The following is a 20774-nucleotide window of genomic DNA, read 5'->3' as shown; positions in this document are numbered from 1 at the left end:
GCCTGAATTCAGGCCGGATTCACTGAGGTTATGTGTTTAACAACTCATATTTCTTAATCTTGCGATAGAGCGTAGCAATGCCGATGCCCAGTTCATCAGCAACTTGCTTCTTGCTGTTATGACGTGAAAGCGCCTCGCGGATCATTTGCTTTTCCATCTCCTCCAGCGCCGTGCCGCCCGCATCATCGAGTGACAGGTGCGCCTCACTGACCTCTGTTACATCACTTTGCTCCGTTGTGCCATTATTCAGCAGATTTGGCGGCAATAGCGTGCTGTCGATAACTTCACCTGAAGGAACCACGTTAACCAGATATTCCATCAAATTGCTTAACTCGCGCAGGTTTCCGGGCCAACGATGCTTACGCAATATTTCGACGACATCGGGAGCAATGCCAGGATAAACCGATCCCAGACGACGGGTATGCAGATGTAAAAAGTAATGCACCAATAGTTCAATATCTTCCTGACGTTCACGCAGCGGTGGCAGAGTTATCGGGATAACATTAAGTCGGTAGAAGAGATCTTCGCGGAATTTACCTTCGGCAATGAACTGGGCCAAATTCTGATTAGTTGCAGAAATGATGCGAATGTCGACTTGTATTGGGCTACTGGCACCAATCGGCAGAATTTCACGCGCCTCAATAGCGCGCAGTAATTTAGCCTGCAACATTAATGGCATATCACCTATTTCATCGAGAAACAGCGTGCCCGTATTCGCCGCCTGAATCAACCCTGTTTTACCGTTGGCAGAAGCACTAGTAAATGCGCCTTTAACATAACCGAACAGTTCGCTTTCCAGAAGCTGCTCCGGAATCGCGGCACAGTTGATAGCAATAAAGGGTTTATTCCGTCTTCCGCTCAACTTATGGATTGCTCGGGCGACGACTTCTTTACCCGTGCCGCTTTCACCAACCACCATAACGCTGGATGGGCTGGGTGCAATACGGCTAATGAGTCGTTTTAATTGCCGCATAACACGGCACTCGCCAACCAATTGTTCAATATGTGGTTCATCAGGTGCATTTGCTACAGAAAAACTGGTATGCGATTGGTGAAATGCCATTAAAAATAATTGTCGGCCCTGAATGTTATGCAATTGACCAATGATTAATTCACTTTTATCGTCCCACGAAACAATATGCTGCATATGTCCATGAGTAAAATTACTCTCAAATGTTAATGGTCTGAAACGGATAGGTTTCCCAATAATATTATTTTGTACAACACCAAGTGTTTTTAAGGCAGTCTGATTAACAAACTGAACCCGACTTTCATCATCAACAACTAATACGCCCTGATCCATATTATCGATCATGGTCGCGAATATTTTACTGATGTTATCTCCTGGCCCCTGATCCTCCAGAAGTTTCGAAACAAAAATGGTGGATATATGGCGAACATAATCAGAAAATTCGCGTAAATTATCACTGATATGCTCTTGTTGCTCGTGGGTAACGGCAATCAAACTTATCACCCCAACACAACGATCCTGTAAAATGACAGGCGTACCCAGAAATGCTTTTTCGCGGCAATTTTCTTTACTATCGCAACCTTCGCAAAGGGGATCGAAGCGAGACTGTGTCACAACTTTTTCAGTTTTCGTTTCCAGGACGTGGCGGAGCAGGCGTGAGTTGCCGCTCAACTGGCGACCAAGAAACTTCCCATACGCGCCCGTTCCGGCGACGCGACACAAGTTTTCATCAACGATCTCAACCTCAAACTGCAAAACGCTGGCAAGCATTCTGGCAAAACGCTGAATTGTCGGTTGAATTTGCATCAATACTGACTGCGTAGTAGCAAGCTCCATAGCTTTACCTTCCAGACTTACTTAAAAGTCGATCATTGAAGACGTTGATGGTTCACAGATCATGATGATATTAACTCAGGCGAAATTGGCTTTGATAAAAACATAAGATTTTTATCATTTTCTAATGCAATTATGGAAGAGATATCACATTTCTATATCAATATGAGAATTACGGCGGTGAGTTTATCAAACTGAAGAGAGATAGCCTGCCCCTTTATCTTATTTCTGATACTTAGCAGCAAATAAATAACGCGATAAAAAAAGCCAAACGTTTTCGTATTTTACAAACAACCAGAAGCTGGCATCAATTTGTGAACAACCCCACACATTATCCGTCAAATTAGTCTTTTGCAGCCGCGCGGATAATTCTGGCACACTTATTGTTAGTCCCAGGTATAGCTATGAAAACACCAATCACTTTGGCAAGTCACAGTGAAATAAACCACTTTGCCTGTCATTCCACTACCGGGACTGTATGATGAAAACTGTTAATGAGCTGATTAAGGATATCAATTCGCTGACCTCTCACCTTCACGAGAAAGATTTTTTGTTAACGTGGGAACAGACGCCAGATGAACTGAAACAAGTACTGGACGTTGCCGCAGCATTAAAAGCACTGCGTGCTGAAAACATCTCAACCAAAGTCTTTAATAGTGGATTAGGTATTTCCGTATTCCGCGACAACTCCACCCGTACCCGCTTCTCTTATGCTTCCGCGCTTAACCTGCTCGGCCTTGCACAACAAGATCTCGACGAAGGCAAATCACAAATCGCTCACGGCGAAACCGTGCGTGAAACCGCCAATATGATCTCCTTCTGCGCCGACGCTATTGGTATTCGCGACGATATGTATCTGGGCGCAGGCAACGCCTATATGCGTGAAGTTGGCGCTGCACTTGATGACGGTTACAAGCAGGGTGTACTGCCACAGCGTCCGGCTTTAGTGAACCTGCAATGCGATATTGACCACCCGACTCAGTCAATGGCTGACCTCGCGTGGTTACGTGAACACTTTGGTTCACTGGAAAACCTGAAAGGTAAAAAAATCGCCATGACCTGGGCCTACTCTCCAAGCTATGGCAAACCGCTCTCTGTACCACAAGGCATCATCGGTCTGATGACTCGCTTCGGTATGGATGTCACCTTGGCCCATCCGGAAGGCTACGACCTGATCCCGGATGTGGTTGAAGTGGCGAAAAACAATGCTAAAGCCTCCGGTGGTAGCTTCCGTCAGGTCACCAGCATGGAAGAAGCCTTCAAAGACGCAGACATCGTTTATCCGAAGTCATGGGCACCTTACAAAGTGATGGAAGAGCGTACTGAATTGCTGCGTGCGAACGACCACGAAGGCTTAAAAGCACTGGAAAAACAGTGTCTGGCACAGAACGCGCAACACAAAGACTGGCATTGTACTGAAGAGATGATGGAACTGACCCGTGATGGCGAAGCCCTGTACATGCACTGCCTGCCAGCTGATATCAGCGGCGTATCCTGCAAAGAAGGTGAAGTGACTGAAGGCGTATTCGAAAAATACCGTATCGCTACCTACAAAGAAGCCAGCTGGAAGCCTTATATCATCGCCGCGATGATCCTGTCCCGTAAATACGCCAAACCAGGTGCACTGCTCGAGCAACTGCTGAAAGAAGCGCAAGAACGCGTGAAATAACCCCTCGGGCCGATCTGCTGGTCGGCCCTCTATTTCCAGAGGCCAAAAGGATAGGATATGTCCGTTTTCTCATTGAAGATTGATATCGCCGATAACAAATTTTTCAACGGCGAAACATCACCGCTCTTTTCGCAAAGCCAGGCCAAACTGGCGCGCCAGTTCCACCAGAAAATAGCTGGTTATCGCCCAACACCGCTTTGTGCGCTGGACGATCTCGCAAACCTTTTTGGTGTGAAGAAAATTCTCGTCAAAGACGAATCAAAACGATTCGGTCTGAACGCCTTCAAAATGCTTGGCGGTGCGTACGCCATCGCTCAATTATTGTGTGAAAAATATCATCTTGATATCGAAACGCTGTCATTTGAGCACCTGAAAAATGCCATCGGCGAAAAAATGACTTTCGCGACCACCACCGACGGCAACCACGGGCGCGGTGTGGCGTGGGCAGCACAGCAACTCGGACAGAATGCGGTGATTTACATGCCGAAAGGTTCTGCTCAGGAACGCGTTGACGCCATTCTGAACCTCGGTGCCGAGTGCATCGTCACGGATATGAACTATGACGATACCGTTCGCCTGACCATGCAACACGCGCAGCAGCACGGCTGGGAAGTGGTACAGGACACGGCATGGGAAGGTTACACCAAAATCCCAACCTGGATCATGCAAGGCTACGCAACCCTGGCAGATGAAGCCGTCGAGCAAATGCGTGAAATGGGCGTAACCCCGACGCACGTTCTGCTGCAAGCCGGTGTCGGAGCAATGGCCGGTGGTGTGCTGGGTTATCTGGTCGACGTCTACAGCCCGCAAAATCTGCACAGCATTATTGTTGAACCTGACAAAGCTGACTGTATTTATCGCTCCGGCGTCAAAGGCGACATCGTCAACGTTGGCGGTGATATGGCCACCATCATGGCGGGCCTGGCCTGTGGCGAACCTAACCCGCTGGGCTGGGAAATCCTACGTAACTGCGCCACCCAATTCATCTCCTGCCAGGACAGCGTTGCCGCATTAGGTATGCGCGTGCTGGGTAATCCGTACGGCAACGACCCGCGCATCATCTCCGGTGAATCCGGCGCTGTCGGTTTGGGCGTTCTCGCAGCGGTTCATTATCACCCGCAACATCAAAGCCTGATGGAAAAACTGGCGCTGGACAAAGATGCCGTAGTGCTGGTTATCAGCACTGAAGGCGACACCGACGTGAAGCACTACCGCGAAGTTGTCTGGGAAGGCAAACACGCTGTAGCACCTTAATCACCCTATTGGAACTACTCCCTGCAAAACGGGGAGTAAAAAATCTGGAGAAAAATAATGGCTAAGAATATTCCATTCAAACTGATTCTTGAAAAAGCAAAAGATTACCAGGCGGACATGACTCGCTTCCTGCGCGACATGGTTGCTATTCCCAGTGAAAGCTGCGACGAAAAACGCGTAGTACATCGTATTAAAGAAGAGATGGAAAAAGTCGGCTTCGATAAAGTTGAAATCGACCCGATGGGCAACGTTCTCGGTTATATCGGCCACGGCCCGCGTCTGGTGGCAATGGACGCTCATATCGATACCGTCGGCATTGGCAACATCAAAAACTGGGACTTCGATCCGTACGAAGGCATGGAAACTGATGAGCTAATCGGTGGTCGCGGTACTTCCGACCAGGAAGGCGGCATGGCATCTATGGTTTATGCCGGTAAAATCATTAAAGACCTCGGTCTGGAAGATGAATATACCCTGCTGGTTACCGGTACTGTGCAGGAAGAAGACTGCGACGGTCTGTGCTGGCAGTACATTATTGAACAATCCGGCATTCGCCCGGAATTTGTGGTCAGTACCGAACCAACCGACTGCCAGATATACCGTGGTCAGCGCGGTCGTATGGAAATTCGTATTGATGTTCAGGGTGTTAGCTGCCACGGTTCTGCGCCAGAACGCGGTGACAACGCCATTTTCAAAATGGGTCCGATTCTTGGCGAATTACAAGAACTCTCCCAACGTCTGGGTTATGACGAATTCCTCGGCAAAGGCACCCTCACCGTTTCTGAAATCTTCTTCACATCCCCAAGCCGTTGCGCTGTAGCAGATAGCTGCGCCGTCTCTATTGACCGCCGTCTGACCTGGGGCGAAACCTGGGAAGGCGCGCTGGACGAAATCCGCGCCCTGCCTGCAGTACAGAAAGCTAACGCGGTTGTTTCTATGTACAACTACGACCGTCCGTCCTGGACTGGCCTGGTTTACCCAACCGAATGCTACTTCCCGACCTGGAAAGTGGAAGAAGATCACTTCACCGTTAAAGCACTGGTGAATGCCTACGAAGGGCTGTTTGGCAAAGCGCCGGTTGTTGATAAGTGGACCTTCTCAACTAACGGCGTATCTATCATGGGCCGTCACGGCATTCCGGTGATCGGCTTTGGCCCGGGTAAAGAACCTGAAGCGCATGCACCTAACGAAAAAACCTGGAAATCTCACCTGGTGACCTGTGCCGCGATGTACGCTGCAATCCCGTTAAGCTGGCTGGCAACAGAGTAATTACTCTTCACTTATTCCCCTCCGGTTCGCCGGAGGGTTTTTGGAGTTTGCTATGCGCGTATTGATCAAAAACGGCACTGTCGTTAACGCAGATGGACAAGCCAAACAGGATTTGCTGATTGAAAGCGGGATTGTTCGCCAGTTGGGCAACAATATTTCGCCGCAGCTCCCGTATGAAGAAATTGATGCCACTGGCTGTTACGTTTTCCCTGGCGGCGTGGATGTCCATACGCATTTCAATATTGATGTCGGCATCGCGCGCAGTTGTGATGATTTTTTTACCGGTACCCGCGCAGCTGCGTGTGGCGGTACAACAACCATTATTGACCATATGGGATTTGGCCCAAACGGCTGTCGGTTACGCCATCAACTGGAGGTTTATCGTGGTTATGCCGCCCATAAAGCGGTCATCGATTACAGCTTTCACGGTGTGATCCAGCACATTAATCACGCAATCCTCGACGAAATCCCGATGATGGTCGAGGAAGGACTGAGCAGTTTTAAACTCTATTTAACCTATCAATACAAACTCAACGATGACGAGGTTTTGCAGGCATTACGCCGCTTGCATGAATCCGGCGCGCTGACCACCGTGCACCCGGAAAATGATGCGGCTATCGCCAGCAAGCGGGCGGAATTTATCGCCGCAGGGTTAACCGCGCCGCGCTATCATGCCTTGAGTCGCCCTCTGGAATGCGAAGCGGAAGCCATCGCCCGCATGATTAACCTGGCACAAATTGCCGGTAACGCCCCGCTCTATATCGTGCACCTGTCTAACGGCTTAGGTCTGGATTATCTGCGTCTTGCCCGTGCGAATCACCAGCCAGTCTGGGTTGAAACCTGCCCACAATATCTCCTGTTGGACGAACGCAGTTACGATACAGAAGATGGCATGAAGTTCATTCTTAGCCCACCGCTGCGTAACGTACGCGAGCAGGACAAACTGTGGTGTGGCATCAGCGATGGTGCGATTGACGTGGTGGCGACCGATCACTGCACCTTCTCGATGGCTCAACGCCTGCAAATTTCTAAAGGCGATTTCAGTCGCTGCCCAAATGGCTTACCCGGTGTGGAAAACCGCATGCAGTTACTGTTTTCCAGTGGCGTGATGACGGGACGTATAACACCGGAACGCTTTGTTGAATTAACCAGCGCAATGCCCGCCAGGCTGTTTGGCCTGTGGCCGCAAAAAGGATTATTAGCGCCCGGTTCCGATGGCGACGTGGTGATTATCGACCCACGTCAGAGCCAACAAATTCAGCATCGCCATCTCCACGACAACGCCGACTACTCGCCATGGGAGGGTTTTACCTGTCAGGGCGCGATTGTCAGAACCTTATCCCGTGGTGAAACGATTTTCTGTGACGGCACCTTTACAGGCAAAGCCGGGCGAGGTCGTTTCCTGCGACGCAAACCGTTTGTCCCTCCCGTGCTCTAACCACTGTCAGGGATCTATACACAATCAAGAATGATGAGTGAGGAAAAATGAGTAAGAAAATTGTTCTCGCCCTGGGCGGGAATGCGCTGGGCGATGACCTGGCCGGACAAATGAAAGCGGTAAAAATTACTTCTCAGGCAATTGTTGATTTAATTGCCCAAGGACATGAAGTTATCGTCACTCATGGTAACGGGCCGCAGGTGGGCATGATTAACCAAGCCTTTGAAGCTGCCGCAAAAACTGAAGCACACTCGCCAATGCTGCCGATGTCTGTCTGTGTTGCCTTAAGCCAGGGTTATATTGGTTACGATCTACAAAACGCGTTAAGAGAAGAACTGCTTTCTCGGGGCATTAATAAACCTGTAGCAACGCTGGTTACTCAGGTCGAAGTCGACGCTAACGATCCGGCATTCCTCAACCCGACCAAGCCGATCGGTTCGTTCTTTACCGAGCAAGAAGCAGAGCAACTGACAAAACAGGGTTACACTCTGAAAGAAGATGCTGGTCGCGGCTATCGCCGTGTTGTTGCCTCGCCAAAACCGGTTGATATCATTGAAAAAGAAACGGTTAAAGCTCTGGTAGATGCAGGCCAGGTGGTGATCGCCGTTGGCGGTGGTGGTATCCCTGTTATTCGTGAAGGTAACCATCTGCGTGGTGCCAGCGCGGTTATCGATAAAGACTGGGCCAGCGCCCGTTTAGCAGAAATGATTGATGCCGATATGCTGATCATTCTGACTGCGGTAGAAAAAGTGGCCATTAACTTCGGTAAAGAGAATGAACAGTGGCTCGATCGCCTGTCATTAAGTGATGCTGAACGCTTTATCGAAGAAGGTCATTTTGCGAAAGGTTCTATGCTGCCTAAAGTGGAAGCTGCCGCCTCGTTTGCTCGCTCTCGCGCAGGTCGTGAAGCACTGATTACCGTATTGAGCAAAGCGAAAGAAGGGATTGAAGGCAAAACCGGAACGGTGATTTGTCAGTAATTTTAAGGCCGGGTGGGTAATACCATCCGGCCATTTTCATTTAAGCCACTTCCAGCACTTCTTTTGTCGCTTTCACGCCCTGATGCATCAACATCATTAACGCCTCAAGTACGCCGCCGCCAATCGCCCGGGCTTTATCAGAAACGCTGGTGAAATCAGCGGTTTCACCACGAGGATCGATATCACCAATTTTAAAACCACCAACCACTGCCAGGCCGTCGTTCAACAAGCCACGCACCATCCCCGTCAACGGTGCTTTAATTTCATGCTCACCAATCCAGGCAATCACATCGCCCTCTTTCACCAGATCGCCTAATTTCACGTTGGATCGCATAATGCCTGCAGCAGGAGCACGGATCACCCGTCGGGTGGTATGCCCCATAATATTGCCAGGAACATCGGTATTCTCCTGCGCACAACCAGAGTAAATCACCTGACCGAGCCAGTGCCCGCGATTTGTTTCAATTACCGCATGACAATCCTTCCCTGCAGTAAAGCCCGGCCCAAGCGCGATTGTTACTGGTGCCATATCTGCCCGCGTTCCCAAATTCTGTTTCGCCAGAATAGCGTCCACCACGCAAAGCGGTTTCAGTTCATCAAGCAATGAACAGGCGGGATCTACCATCACAGGGATGAATCCGCGTTCGGTAAGTTTCATCGCTTCCGCAGAGCTGGTTGCCAGGCGAGCAGTGACGCCTTCGACCGTCATTTCGCCATCGAACACGGCCTGGGCAAACGCCACGGTACAACGAATCACTGTCGGTTTTTCCACTTCCAGCATGATCACTTTAAAACCCGCATGATACAGACGTAGCGCCACACCACTGGCGATATCTCCCGCACCGCGAATCACCACCAGCTGGTGTCCGGAAGGATGAGAAGGTTTCATCATCAGCCCACCCGGCGCGTTATTTTTCACCCGTAATATTTCTGCCAGCACGCTGATGGCGATCTCCTGCGGCGTTTCCGCACCTATGTTGTAACCAACGGGCGCATGTAAACGGGCAATATGTTCTTCAGCCACGCCTTTCTCACGCAATTGACGCAGGAAAAGCTGAACCTTGCGGCGACTTGCCAGCAACCCCAACCATGCAATGGGCTGTTCAATGAGTTTGTCGAGGGCTTCACGATCCTGATTATTCGTGGCAATCAGGACAAAATTATCAGGGCGAATATCCAGTTCTTCCACTGCCGCACCAAACGACTCAGCATGGAGAAGCGTGGTTGATGGTGGGAATAGTTCAGGATTGAGGCTTTCGCGATAAATATCGGCAACGGCAATATCAAATCCTAATAGCGCCGCACTCTGGGCTATCGCCCGGTTGACATGCCCCGCGCCAATCAACACCAGACGTGGACGCATACCATGGACGCTGATAAATACTGACATTGCACCTCCACAATCTGACCCGACAGCATCCGCACCGTTACGAGCCATACGTCCATGGAATAATCGCGGCTTACGTTCCTGCAATGCCTGAAGTGACTCTTCAATCACCTTCCACTCAACCATTCCGCCACCAATTGTACCGACGATAGAACCATCGGCGCGCACTAACATTTGTGCAGAATGGCGGGGAGTCGAGCCTCGGCTATCAACAATTTGCGCCATCGCAAACGGACAATTTTGCTCTTCGAGTTTTGCAGCCTCTGTGAAAATATTCATACCAACCTCAATGGATATCCTTTCAGTAACCCGGAATACCCGGGCCGCTAATTCACAAATCTGCGCGCGATTGCAGGATGTTCTTGTATATCGCCCAGCCAGATTGCCTCTACGTCGTGTTGTTGCAGCGGTTGAAGGAGCTCGCTTTGTGCAATCGCATTCTCACATTGAGAAAAACGGTTAATGAACCAGACTCGCCGACAACCTTGCGGTACGTTTTTAAACGCCCCCTGAGGGTGGCGAACCAGCGCAACGAGATCGCTCAGTTGCAAGGTTGCATCAGGTGTTAACCCGGTAATATCAGCAAACTGCGACCAGCGATGGACATTTTCTGTGCTCACTTTCGCGCCCAAAGTATGTCCTCCCATCACAGCAATCACGCAGCAACTGCTTTTGGGTATGCAAGGTTCGTGCTCATCAGGCGCTTTTAACGGCATTCCACGCGAGCCATCTGCTTCAATGAGAATTACGTCACACTCTGGTCGTTGCACCAGTGCATCAATCGCTTCTGGCGTAAATCCCTGCACTTTTCCCTGGTTCGCTTTCCAGCTGTGAAAACAAAATGAAATGGGGGATGTAAGAGACGCATGAGGAAGCATGGCGGGATCACGACAGAAAACCACGGGCCAGTGAGACGTTGGCATAAACATATGTGTCGTCGTCGTGATTAACACACGCCTGCCGCTAGCCTGGAGCAGTTCTGCCAGCCAAAAAAGCAAGCTGGTTTTCCCCCCAGCACCAACAACAGAAATCACAGTGGGACGTTTCTGCGCACCTAAATCAATGACTAATGCCGATGGGTCAACTATACTTTTCACGAGTCTTTATGACCTCTCTGGGATAAATTATCCCCAACTTAATCCATCAGGAAGTAACGCAATTATCAGGCGTTATTAGCCCCTATAAATAATGGAACCACTATGTCAGCCATCGACTGTATAATTACCGCTGCCGGATTATCATCAAGAATGGGGCAATGGAAAATGATGTTCCCCTGGGAACAGGGAACAATTCTTGATACAAGTATCAAAAATGCGTTGCAGTTTTGTAGCCGAATTATTTTAGTCACCGGCTATCGTGGTAATGAACTGCACGAACGTTATGCGAACCAGAGCAATATCACTATTATTCACAACCCAGATTATGCGCAGGGTTTACTAACATCCGTCAAGGCCGCAGTACCCGCAGTGCAAACAGAACATTGTTTTCTCACCCACGGTGACATGCCAACCCTCACCATCGATATTTTTAGAAAAATCTGGTCGTTACGAAATGATGGCGCAATACTGCCACTCCATAATGGCATCCCCGGCCATCCGATTTTAGTGTCAAAACCATGCCTGATGCAGGCAATCCAGCGACCCAATGTCACCAATATGCGTCAGGCACTCCTTATGGGAGATCATTATTCCGTCGAAATAGAAAATGCAGAAATAATTTTAGATATTGATACTCCGGACGACTTTATTACAGCGCAAAAAAGGTATACTAAAATTTAGAAAATGTAGTTAAACGATTGCGTTCAAATATTTAATCTCTCCAGCACTCTTTATCATAATGATAAGGAATCACTGATTTTGAGAAAAGAGAAAAAGTGATAAATGGGCTGACAATAATAATTTTCAGGAGTGATTTTAATTCTCATTTGGCACCTGTGAGTTCATTCACAAAAAGCCTTTAAGTTTCGAGCCACCTCACATTTTTTTATATTTCCCGCCAAACCTGGCAAGAGTGGTGCGATTGTTGCTCTATCCCCCTAAACCACCGGATTTCTCAACACCGGTCACTCAATGATATCTGTATAAGCTAAGGAGAGGGTTATGGGGGATATTATGCGTCCCATTCCGTTTGAGGAACTTTTGACGCGCATATTTGATGAATACCAACAACAACGCTCAATCTTTGGTATTCCCGAGCAACAGTTTTACTCACCTGTAAAAGGTAAAACTGTTAGCGTCTTCGGTGAAACCTGTGCCACTCCCGTCGGCCCTGCCGCTGGCCCGCACACGCAGCTCGCGCAAAATATTGTCACTTCCTGGCTGACTGGCGGACGCTTCATCGAACTAAAAACCGTCCAAATTCTTGACCGCCTGGAGCTGGAAAAGCCCTGTATTGATGCCGAAGACGAATGCTTTAACACCGAATGGTCTACCGAATTTACCTTGCTTAAAGCCTGGGATGAATACCTCAAAGCCTGGTTTGCCCTGCACCTTCTCGAAGCGATGTTACAGCCTTCTGATTCCGGTAAATCGTTCATCTTTAATATGAGCGTCGGTTACAACCTCGAAGGTATTAAGCAACCGCCGATGCAACAGTTCATCGACAATATGATGGACGCATCTGACCATCCGAAATTCGCTCAATATCGCGATACGCTGAATAAATTACTCCAGGATGACGCATTTTTAGCCCGCCACGGATTGCAGGAAAAACGCGAAAACTTGCAAGCCTTACCCGCTCGCATCCCCACCAGTATGGTGCAGGGCGTCACCCTCTCCACCATGCACGGCTGTCCTCCGCATGAAATCGAAGCCATTTGCCGCTACATGCTGGAAGAAAAAGGGCTCAACACCTTTGTCAAACTTAACCCGACCTTACTGGGGTACGCGCGTGTTCGTGAGATCCTCGATGTCTGCGGTTTCGGTTACATAGGCTTAAAAGAAGAGTCATTTGATCACGACCTCAAGCTGACGCAAGCACTGGAAATGCTGGAGCGCCTGATGGTACTGGCAAAAGAAAAATCACTCGGCTTTGGCGTAAAACTGACTAACACTCTCGGCACCATCAACAATAAAGGCGCACTGCCTGGTGAAGAGATGTATATGTCAGGCCGTGCGCTGTTCCCGCTCTCCATCAATGTTGCAGCAGTTCTCTCTCGCGCCTTTGACGGCAAACTGCCCATTTCTTATTCCGGTGGTGCCAGTCAGCTGACTATCCGCGATATTTTTGATACAGGTATTCGCCCTATTACTATGGCAACCGACCTGCTGAAACCTGGCGGCTATCTGCGCTTAAGTGCCTGCATGCGCGAGCTGGAAGGCTCCGACGCCTGGGGACTTGACCATGTTGACGTCGAACGACTGAACAGACTGGCAGCAGACGCGTTAACCATGGAATACACCCAGAAACACTGGAAGCCAGAAGAGCGTATTGAAGTGGCAGAAGACCTGCCGCTGACCGATTGCTACGTTGCCCCCTGTGTTACTGCCTGCGCTATCAAGCAAGATATTCCGGAATACATCCGTCTGCTTGGCGAACACCGCTATGCCGACGCGCTGGAACTCATCTACCAACGCAACGCCCTACCTGCCATTACCGGTCATATTTGCGATCACCAGTGCCAATACAACTGTACCCGCCTGGATTACGACAGTGCGCTGAATATCCGCGAACTGAAAAAAGTCGCGCTGGAAAAAGGTTGGGATGAATATAAGCAACGCTGGCACAAACCCGCCGGTTCTGGTTCACGCCATCCGGTTGCCGTGATTGGTGCAGGTCCGGCGGGTCTGGCAGCAGGTTACTTCCTTGCCAGAGCGGGCCATCCGGTTACGCTGTTTGAACGCGAAGCCAATGCTGGCGGCGTGGTGAAAAATATCATTCCTCAGTTCCGTATTCCTGCAGAGTTAATTCAGCACGATATCGATTTTGTTGCCGCTCACGGCGTGAAATTTGAGTATGGCTGCTCACCCGATTTAACCGTTGAACAGTTAAAAAATCAGGGCTTCCACTATGTTCTGATTGCCACCGGCACTGATAAAAATAGCGGTGTGAAACTGGCGGGCGACAACCAAAATGTCTGGAAATCACTCCCCTTCCTGCGTGAATACAACAAGGGTACAGCGCTCAAGCTGGGCAAACATGTGGTCGTTGTCGGGGCGGGTAACACCGCAATGGACTGCGCTCGTGCGGCGTTACGCGTTCCAGGCGTAGAAAAAGCAACGATCGTTTACCGTCGTTCACTACAAGAGATGCCCGCATGGCGCGAAGAGTATGAAGAAGCGTTGCACGACGGCGTAGAGTTCCGTTTCCTGAATAATCCGGAACGTTTCGATGCTGATGGCACCTTAACCTTGCGCGTTATGTCGCTTGGCGAACCGGATGAGAAAGGTCGTCGCCGTCCGGTTGAAACCAACGAAACAGTAACACTGCATGTAGACAGCCTGATCACCGCCATTGGTGAACAGCAGGATACTGAAGCCCTGAATGCGATGGGCGTGCCGCTGGACAAAAACGGCTGGCCAGACGTCGACCATAATGGCGAAACTCGTCTGACTGACGTCTTTATGATCGGCGACGTACAGCGCGGACCATCCTCCATTGTCGCTGCTGTCGGAACCGCGCGTCGGGCGACCGATGCCATCCTTAGTCGGGAAAATATCCGTTCCCACCAGAACGATAAATACTGGAACAACGTCAATCCAGCGGAAATCTATCAACGTAAAGGCGATATCTCTATCACGCTGGTGAACAGTGACGATCGTGACGCGTTTGTCGCCCAGGAAGCCGCTCGCTGCCTCGAATGTAACTACGTTTGCAACAAGTGTGTGGATGTCTGCCCGAACCGCGCCAACGTCTCCATTGCAGTCCCTGGCTTCCAGAATAGATTCCAGACGCTGCACCTCGACGCTTACTGTAACGAATGCGGCAACTGCGCTCAGTTCTGTCCGTGGAACGGTAAACCATACGAAGACAAAATCACCGTCTTCAGCCTGGCGCAAGACTTTGATAACAGCAGCACCCCAGGCTTCCTTGTGGAAGATTGCCGGGTACGAGTACGTCTGAATAACCAAAGCTGGGTGTTAAACATCGACAGCGAAGGTCAGTTTAACAACGTACCACCGGAGCTGAACGATATGTGCCGCATCATCAGCCATGTCCACCAGCATCATCATTATCTGCTGGGCCGCGTGGAGGTGTAATCATGTTGATTCTGAAGAATGTCACCGCAGTGCAGTTACACCCGGCGAAAGTGCAGGAAGGCGTTGATATCGCTATCGAAAATGACGTGATTGTCGCTATCGGCGATGCCCTGACGCAACGCTACCCCGATGCCAGCTACAAAGAGATGCATGGTCGGATTGTGATGCCGGGAATTGTCTGCTCGCACAACCATTTTTACTCGGAGCTTTCCCGCGGAATTATGGCAAACATCGCCCCTTGCCCGGATTTCATCTCAACGCTGAAAAATCTCTGGTGGCGGCTCGATCGCGCCCTTGATGAAGAGTCGCTCTATTACAGCGGACTGATTTGTTCCCTGGAAGCGATTAAGAGCGGATGTACATCGGTTATCGATCACCATGCCTCGCCGGCGTATATCGGCGGGTCGCTCTCCACATTGCGCGACGCATTTTTAAAAGTTGGCCTGCGCGCGATGACCTGTTTTGAAACTACTGACCGTAACAACGGCATCAAAGAGTTGCAGGAAGGTGTAGAAGAAAACATCCGTTTCGCCCGTTTGATTGATGAGGCGAAGAAAGCGACAAGCGAGCCGTATCTGGTGGAAGCACATATCGGTGCTCACGCGCCGTTTACCGTGCCGGATGCCGGTCTGGAGATGCTGCGTGAAGCCGTGAAAGCCACAGGCCGTGGTTTGCATATTCACGCTGCGGAAGACCTTTACGACGTTTCCTACAGTCACCACTGGTACGGCAAAGACCTGCTGGCACGACTGGCGCAATTCGACCTCATCGACAGCAAAACGCTGGTCGCTCATGGGCTGTACTTGTCGAAAGATGACATCGCCCTACTCAATCAGCGCGATGCGTTCCTGGTGCATAACGCCCGTTCAAACATGAACAACCATGTCGGCTACAACCATCACCTTAGCGACATCCGCAACCTGGCATTGGGAACGGACGGCATTGGTTCGGACATGTTTGAAGAGATGAAATTTGCCTTCTTTAAACATCGCGATGCGGGTGGTCCGCTGTGGCCTGACAGTTTTGCCAAAGCCCTGACTAACGGTAACGAACTGATGAGCCGCAACTTTGGCGCGAAATTTGGGCTTCTGGAAGCCGGTTACAAAGCTGATTTGACCATTTGCGATTACAACTCGCCGACGCCGCTGCTGGCAGACAATATCGCCGGGCATATCGCTTTCGGTATGGGCTCAGGCAGCGTTCACAGCGTGATGGTCAATGGTGTGATGGTCTATGAAGACCGTCAGTTTAACTTCGATTGCGATTCCATTTATGCACAAGCCAGAAAAGCCGCTGCCAGTATGTGGCGTCGGATGGATGCGCTGGCATAAATGACAGATGCCCTCTTCCCGCAGGGAAGAGGGTTAAATAAGGAAAGAAGATGATTGAACAATTTTTCAGGCCCGACTCTGTCGAACAGGCGCTGGAACTGAAGCGCCGCTACCAGGATGAAGCCGTCTGGTTCGCCGGGGGCAGCAAACTCAATGCTACACCAACCCGTACCGATAAAAAGATTGCCATTTCCTTACAGGATCTGGAACTGGACTGGGTTGACTGGGATAACGGTGCACTGCGGATTGGTGCAATGTCTCGCTTGCAGCCACTGCGTGATGCGCGCTTTATTCCTGCAGCACTGCGTGAAGCCCTCGGTTTTGTTTACTCACGCCATGTTCGTAATCAGTCGACCATTGGTGGTGAAATCGCCGCCCGGCAGGAAGAGTCAGTGCTGCTTCCCGTCCTGCTAGCACTGGATGCTGAACTGGTTTTTGGCAACGGCGAAACGCTGTCAATCGAGGACTACCTGGCCTGCCCATGCGATCGCCTGCTAACCGAAATTATCATTAAAGATCCGTATCGCACCTGTGCGACCCGCAAAATTAGCCGTTCTCAGGCAGGTTTAACCGTCGTGACGGCAGCCGTTGCAATGACAGACCACGACGGTATGCGAATTGCGCTGGATGGCGTCGCCAGTAAAGCACTGCGTCTGCACGATGTCGAAAAACAAAATCTGGAAGGCAATGCACTTGAACAGGCTGTCGCCAACGCCATTTTCCCGCAGGAAGATTTGCGGGCAGCGTGGCCTATAAACGCTATATCACGGGAGTTCTGGTAGCCGACCTGTATGCCGACTGCCAACAGGCTGGGGAGGAAGCCGTATGATCATCCACTTTACTTTAAATGGCGCGCCTCAGGAGCTAACCGTTAATCCAGGCGAAAACGTGCAAAAGCTGTTGTTTAACATGGGAATGCACTCTGTACGCAACAGTGATGATGGCTTCGGGTTTGCCGGTTCTGACGCAATAATCTTTAACGGTAATATCGTTAACGCGTCCTTGCTTATTGCCGCACAGTTAGAGAAGGCAGATATTCGTACCGCAGAATCTCTGGGTAAATGGAACGAGTTAAGTCTGGTTCAACAGGCAATGGTTGATGTTGGCGTGGTGCAGTCTGGTTATAACGATCCAGCTGCAGCTCTGATTATCACCGATCTTCTCGATCGCATCGCCGCACCTACCCGCGAAGAGATCGACGACGCGCTTTCTGGTTTGTTCAGCCGCGATGCAGGCTGGCAACAATACTATCAGGTCATTGAACTGGCGGTTGCACGTAAAAATAATCCGCAGGCCACCATTGATATCGCTCCGACTTTCCGTGACGACCTTGACGTCATTGGCAAGCATTATCCTAAAACTGATGCCGCGAAAATGGTGCAGGCGAAACCCTGCTATGTTGAAGACTGCGTAACGGCTGACGCCTGCGTCATTAAAATGTTACGTAGCCCACACGCTCACGCACTGATTACTCATCTGGATGTCAGCAAAGCTGAAGCCTTACCGGGCGTCGTTCACGTTATTACTCACCTGAATTGCCCTGATATCTACTATACCCCGGGGGGTCAGAGCGCACCGGAACCGTCACCGCTTGACCGCCGTATGTTCGGCAAGAAAATGCGTCACGTCGGCGATCGTGTTGCTGCGGTCGTCGCAGAAAGTGAAGAAATTGCGCTCGAAGCACTGAAGCTCATCGACGTTGAATATGAAGTGCTTAAGCCGGTAATGTCGATCGACGAAGCAATGGCGGAAGATGCGCCTGTCGTGCACGATGAACCGGTGGTGTATGTTGCTGGTGCGCCAGATACTCTGGAAGACGATAACAGCCATGCAGCCCAGCGCGGCGAGCATATGATCATCAACTTCCCGATCGGTTCTCGCCCTCGCAAAAATATCGCCGCCAGTATTCATGGTCATATTGGCGATATGGACAAAGGCTTTGCCGATGCCGATGTGATCATTGAGCGAACCTATAACTCAACGCAGGCACAGCAGTGCCCGACTGAAACACATATCTGCTTTACCCGGATGGACGGCGATCGTCTGGTTATCCACGCCTCCACCCAGGTACCATGGCACTTACGCCGCCAGGTCGCGCGCCTCGTGGGCATGAAACAGCATAAAGTTCATGTCATTAAAGAGCGAGTTGGCGGCGGTTTTGGTTCCAAACAGGACATCCTGCTGGAAGAAGTGTGCGCCTGGGCAACCTGCGTGACCGGGCGTCCGGTACTATTCCGCTACACCCGTGAAGAAGAGTTTATTGCTAACACCTCTCGTCACGTCGCGAAAGTCACCGTCAAACTGGGAGCGAAAAAAGATGGTCGCCTGACGGCAGTGAAGATGGATTTCCGCGCCAACACTGGCCCTTACGGCAACCACTCACTCACCGTACCGTGTAACGGACCGGCGCTGTCGCTGCCGTTATATCCGTGCGATAACGTCGATTTCCAGGTCACCACCTACTACAGCAACATTTGCCCAAATGGTGCTTATCAGGGTTATGGCGCACCGAAAGGTAACTTCGCTATCACCATGGCATTAGCGGAACTGGCTGAACAGTTACAGATCGACCAACTGGAAATTATCGAACGTAACCGGGTACACGAAGGGCAAGAGCTGAAAATTCTCGGTGCAATCGGTGAAGGTAAAGCGCCGACCTCCGTTCCTTCCGCCGCCAGCTGTGCACTGGAAGAGATCCTGCGTCAGGGTCGCGAGATGATCCAATGGTCGTCACCGAAACCGCAAAATGGTGACTGGCACATCGGTCGCGGCGTCGCCATTATCATGCAGAAATCGGGTATCCCGGATATCGATCAGGCTAACTGCATGATCAAACTGGAATCGGACGGCACCTTTATCGTTCATTCTGGCGGTGCGGATATTGGTACTGGTCTGGATACTGTAGTGACGAAACTGGCAGCAGAAGTGCTGCACTGCCCACCGCAGGACGTGCATGTTATCTCCGGTGATACCGATCATGCGTTGTTTGATAAAGGCGCATATGCCTCGTCCGGTACTTGCTTCTCGGGTAACGCGGCGCGTTTGGCAGCGGAAAATCTACGGGAGAAAATTCTGTTCCACGGCGCGCAAATGTTAGGTGAGGCAGTGGCAGATGTTCAACTGGCAACGCCGGGCGTCGTGCGCGGCAAGAAAGGCGAAGTTAGTTTCGGGGATATTGCCCATAAAGGCGAAACCGGCATCGGCTTTGGTTCACTGGTGGGAACTGGCAGTTATATCACGCCTGATTTCGCCTTCCCGTATGGCGCAAACTTCGCTGAAGTTGCCGTCAACACGCGTACGGGTGAAATCCGCCTGGATAAATTCTACGCCTTGCTGGACTGCGGTACACCGGTCAACCCGGAATTAGCATTGGGACAAATCTACGGTGCTACCCTGCGAGCTATCGGCCACAGTATGAGCGAAGAGATCATTTATGACGCCGAAGGTCACCCGTTAACGCGTGATTTACGCAGTTACGGCGCACCGAAAATTGGTGACATTCCGCGTGATTTCCGCGCTGTGCTGGTGCCGAGCGACGATAAAGTCGGCCCGTTCGGGGCGAAATCGATCTCGGAAATCGGTGTAAATGGCGCAGCTCCGGCGATTGCTACCGCAATTCACGATGCATGCGGCATCTGGGCAGAAGAAAGTCAAAGTGGGCATGGGAACGGATATCGGTGCCGGAACAACTTTCAACATGCTGCAAACGCTGAACGAAGCCTACAAAGTGTTGCAATTACAAGGCTATCGCCTCTCGGCATATGAAGCGTTTTACCTGGCCACGCTCGGCGGAGCGAAATCTCTGGGCCTTGACGATTTGATTGGCAACTTTTTACCTGGCAAAGAGGCTGATTTCGTGGTGATGGAACCCACCGCCACTCCGCTACAGCAGCTGCGCTATGACAACTCTGTTTCTTTAGTCGACAAATTGTTCGTGATGATGACGTTGGGCGATGACCGTTCGATCTACCGCACCTACGTTGATGGTCGTCTGGTGTACGAACGCAACTAATAATAAAACTTTAACATCCTCGTGAGGACATCATTATGTCTGGAGACATCCTACAAACACCGGACGCACCAAAGCCACAGGGCGCGCTGGATAATTATTTTAAAATTACCGCTCGTGGCAGTACCGTTCGTCAGGAAGTACTGGCTGGCTTAACGACCTTTCTGGCCATGGTTTATTCCGTTATCGTCGTTCCGGGAATGCTGGGCAAAGCAGGTTTTCCTCCCGCAGCTGTGTTTGTTGCCACCTGTCTGGTCGCGGGCTTCGGCTCGTTGCTGATGGGGTTGTAGGCCAATTTGCCAATGGCGATTGGTTGTGCGATTTCCTTGACGGCATTTACCGCATTCAGTCTGGTACTCGGGCAACAAATTAGCGTTCCTGTCGCACTGGTCGCATTTTACGCGGGTGGTTGGGCAATCTAATAGATTCTCCGCG

General features: G+C 50.7%; 13 protein-coding genes and 2 pseudogenes. 12 read left to right on the top strand and 3 right to left on the bottom strand.

Going from position 1 to position 20774, the window contains the following annotated elements:
* Positions 1–28: 28 nt before the first annotated feature.
* On the bottom strand, positions 29–1807 hold the full coding sequence (locus C1P89_RS24375) for a sigma-54 interaction domain-containing protein (RefSeq protein ID WP_000417769.1): 1779 nt from the start codon (positions 1805–1807) through the stop codon (positions 29–31).
* Positions 1808–2285: 478 nt separating this feature from the next.
* On the opposite strand from C1P89_RS24375, the gene ygeW reads away from it, so the two are divergent.
* Genes ygeW through arcC form a run of 5 tightly spaced genes read left to right on the top strand, consistent with a single transcriptional unit; the run spans position 2286 to position 8414 of the window.
* Positions 2286–3473 carry a knotted carbamoyltransferase YgeW gene (gene ygeW / locus C1P89_RS24370; RefSeq protein WP_000859787.1) on the top strand — a complete coding sequence of 396 codons (1188 nt, stop codon included), beginning with the start codon at positions 2286–2288 and terminating at the stop codon, positions 3471–3473.
* Between the two features lie 57 nt (positions 3474–3530).
* Positions 3531–4727, top strand: a complete 1197-nt coding sequence (gene dpaL, locus C1P89_RS24365; protein ID WP_000110491.1) for a diaminopropionate ammonia-lyase — start codon at positions 3531–3533, stop codon at positions 4725–4727.
* Between the two features lie 57 nt (positions 4728–4784).
* Positions 4785–5996: a YgeY family selenium metabolism-linked hydrolase gene (locus tag C1P89_RS24360; RefSeq protein ID WP_001107117.1), complete on the top strand. Its 1212-nt coding sequence runs from the start codon at positions 4785–4787 to the stop codon at positions 5994–5996.
* A gap of 52 nt (positions 5997–6048) precedes the next feature.
* Entirely contained in the window at positions 6049–7434 is a 1386-nt protein-coding gene (gene hyuA, locus C1P89_RS24355) for a D-phenylhydantoinase (RefSeq protein ID WP_001264452.1), read from the top strand.
* A 47-nt stretch (positions 7435–7481) separates the two neighbouring features.
* Complete coding sequence (arcC, locus tag C1P89_RS24350; protein WP_000037988.1) at positions 7482–8414, top strand: carbamate kinase; 933 nt, start codon at positions 7482–7484, stop codon at positions 8412–8414.
* A gap of 40 nt (positions 8415–8454) precedes the next feature.
* Here the strand turns inward: arcC and yqeB are convergent, their stop codons facing one another.
* Together yqeB and yqeC are read right to left on the bottom strand one after the other, a co-directional pair.
* A complete protein-coding gene (gene yqeB / locus C1P89_RS24345; RefSeq protein ID WP_001020409.1) occupies positions 8455–10080 on the bottom strand; it encodes a selenium-dependent molybdenum cofactor biosynthesis protein YqeB in 1626 nt (541 codons plus the stop codon).
* A 47-nt stretch (positions 10081–10127) separates the two neighbouring features.
* A complete protein-coding gene (gene yqeC / locus C1P89_RS24340; RefSeq protein WP_001298920.1) occupies positions 10128–10898 on the bottom strand; it encodes a selenium cofactor biosynthesis protein YqeC in 771 nt (256 codons plus the stop codon).
* A gap of 102 nt (positions 10899–11000) precedes the next feature.
* Here yqeC and mocA point away from each other — a divergent pair, with 102 nt between their 5' ends.
* The 7 genes and pseudogenes from mocA to C1P89_RS24305 all read left to right on the top strand — a co-directional run.
* The gene (mocA, locus tag C1P89_RS24335) at positions 11001–11579 is read left to right on the top strand and encodes a molybdenum cofactor cytidylyltransferase (protein WP_001272825.1); all 579 of its coding nucleotides are present in this window, start codon (positions 11001–11003) and stop codon (positions 11577–11579) included.
* Between the two features lie 321 nt (positions 11580–11900).
* Positions 11901–14999: a putative selenate reductase subunit YgfK gene (gene ygfK / locus C1P89_RS24330; RefSeq protein ID WP_000502450.1), complete on the top strand. Its 3099-nt coding sequence runs from the start codon at positions 11901–11903 to the stop codon at positions 14997–14999.
* 2 nt (positions 15000–15001) lie between these two features.
* Positions 15002–16330, top strand: coding sequence for a putative aminohydrolase SsnA (gene ssnA, locus C1P89_RS24325; protein ID WP_000906260.1), 1329 nt, complete (start codon positions 15002–15004; stop codon positions 16328–16330).
* Positions 16331–16380: 50 nt separating this feature from the next.
* Positions 16381–17159 (top strand): annotated as a pseudogene (ygfM, locus tag C1P89_RS24320) (molybdopterin-dependent oxidoreductase FAD-binding subunit).
* A complete protein-coding gene (locus C1P89_RS24315; protein ID WP_000583599.1) occupies positions 17156–20095 on the top strand; it encodes a molybdopterin-dependent oxidoreductase Mo/Fe-S-binding subunit in 2940 nt (979 codons plus the stop codon). The pseudogene ygfM and the gene C1P89_RS24315 overlap by 4 nt, the downstream one beginning before the upstream one ends.
* Positions 20028–20342: an amidohydrolase family protein gene (locus C1P89_RS24310; RefSeq protein ID WP_000942197.1), complete on the top strand. Its 315-nt coding sequence runs from the start codon at positions 20028–20030 to the stop codon at positions 20340–20342. The genes C1P89_RS24315 and C1P89_RS24310 overlap by 68 nt, the downstream gene beginning before the upstream one ends.
* Positions 20343–20377: 35 nt before the next feature.
* A pseudogene (locus C1P89_RS24305) lies at positions 20378–20749 on the top strand (solute carrier family 23 protein); the annotation flags it as partial.
* Between the last annotated feature and the right edge of the window lie 25 nt (positions 20750–20774).

Origin of the sequence: Shigella sonnei (assembly GCF_002950395.1) — a bacterium.
GTDB lineage: Bacteria > Pseudomonadota > Gammaproteobacteria > Enterobacterales > Enterobacteriaceae > ECMA0423.
This window is presented reverse-complemented; position numbering and strand designations above follow the sequence as displayed.

Bases quoted from the DNA above. Each gene is read 5' to 3' on its own strand.
- C1P89_RS24375 (WP_000417769.1), bottom strand. From the start codon at position 1,807: ATGGAGCTTGCTACTACGCAGTCAGTATTGATGCAAATTCAACCGACA.
- ygeW (WP_000859787.1), top strand. From the start codon at position 2,286: ATGAAAACTGTTAATGAGCTGATTAAGGATATCAATTCGCTGACCTCT.
- dpaL (WP_000110491.1), top strand. From the start codon at position 3,531: ATGTCCGTTTTCTCATTGAAGATTGATATCGCCGATAACAAATTTTTC.
- C1P89_RS24360 (WP_001107117.1), top strand. From the start codon at position 4,785: ATGGCTAAGAATATTCCATTCAAACTGATTCTTGAAAAAGCAAAAGAT.
- hyuA (WP_001264452.1), top strand. From the start codon at position 6,049: ATGCGCGTATTGATCAAAAACGGCACTGTCGTTAACGCAGATGGACAA.
- arcC (WP_000037988.1), top strand. From the start codon at position 7,482: ATGAGTAAGAAAATTGTTCTCGCCCTGGGCGGGAATGCGCTGGGCGAT.
- yqeB (WP_001020409.1), bottom strand. From the start codon at position 10,080: ATGAATATTTTCACAGAGGCTGCAAAACTCGAAGAGCAAAATTGTCCG.
- mocA (WP_001272825.1), top strand. From the start codon at position 11,001: ATGTCAGCCATCGACTGTATAATTACCGCTGCCGGATTATCATCAAGA.
- ygfK (WP_000502450.1), top strand. From the start codon at position 11,901: ATGGGGGATATTATGCGTCCCATTCCGTTTGAGGAACTTTTGACGCGC.
- ssnA (WP_000906260.1), top strand. From the start codon at position 15,002: ATGTTGATTCTGAAGAATGTCACCGCAGTGCAGTTACACCCGGCGAAA.
- C1P89_RS24315 (WP_000583599.1), top strand. From the start codon at position 17,156: ATGATCATCCACTTTACTTTAAATGGCGCGCCTCAGGAGCTAACCGTT.
- C1P89_RS24310 (WP_000942197.1), top strand. From the start codon at position 20,028: ATGCTGCAAACGCTGAACGAAGCCTACAAAGTGTTGCAATTACAAGGC.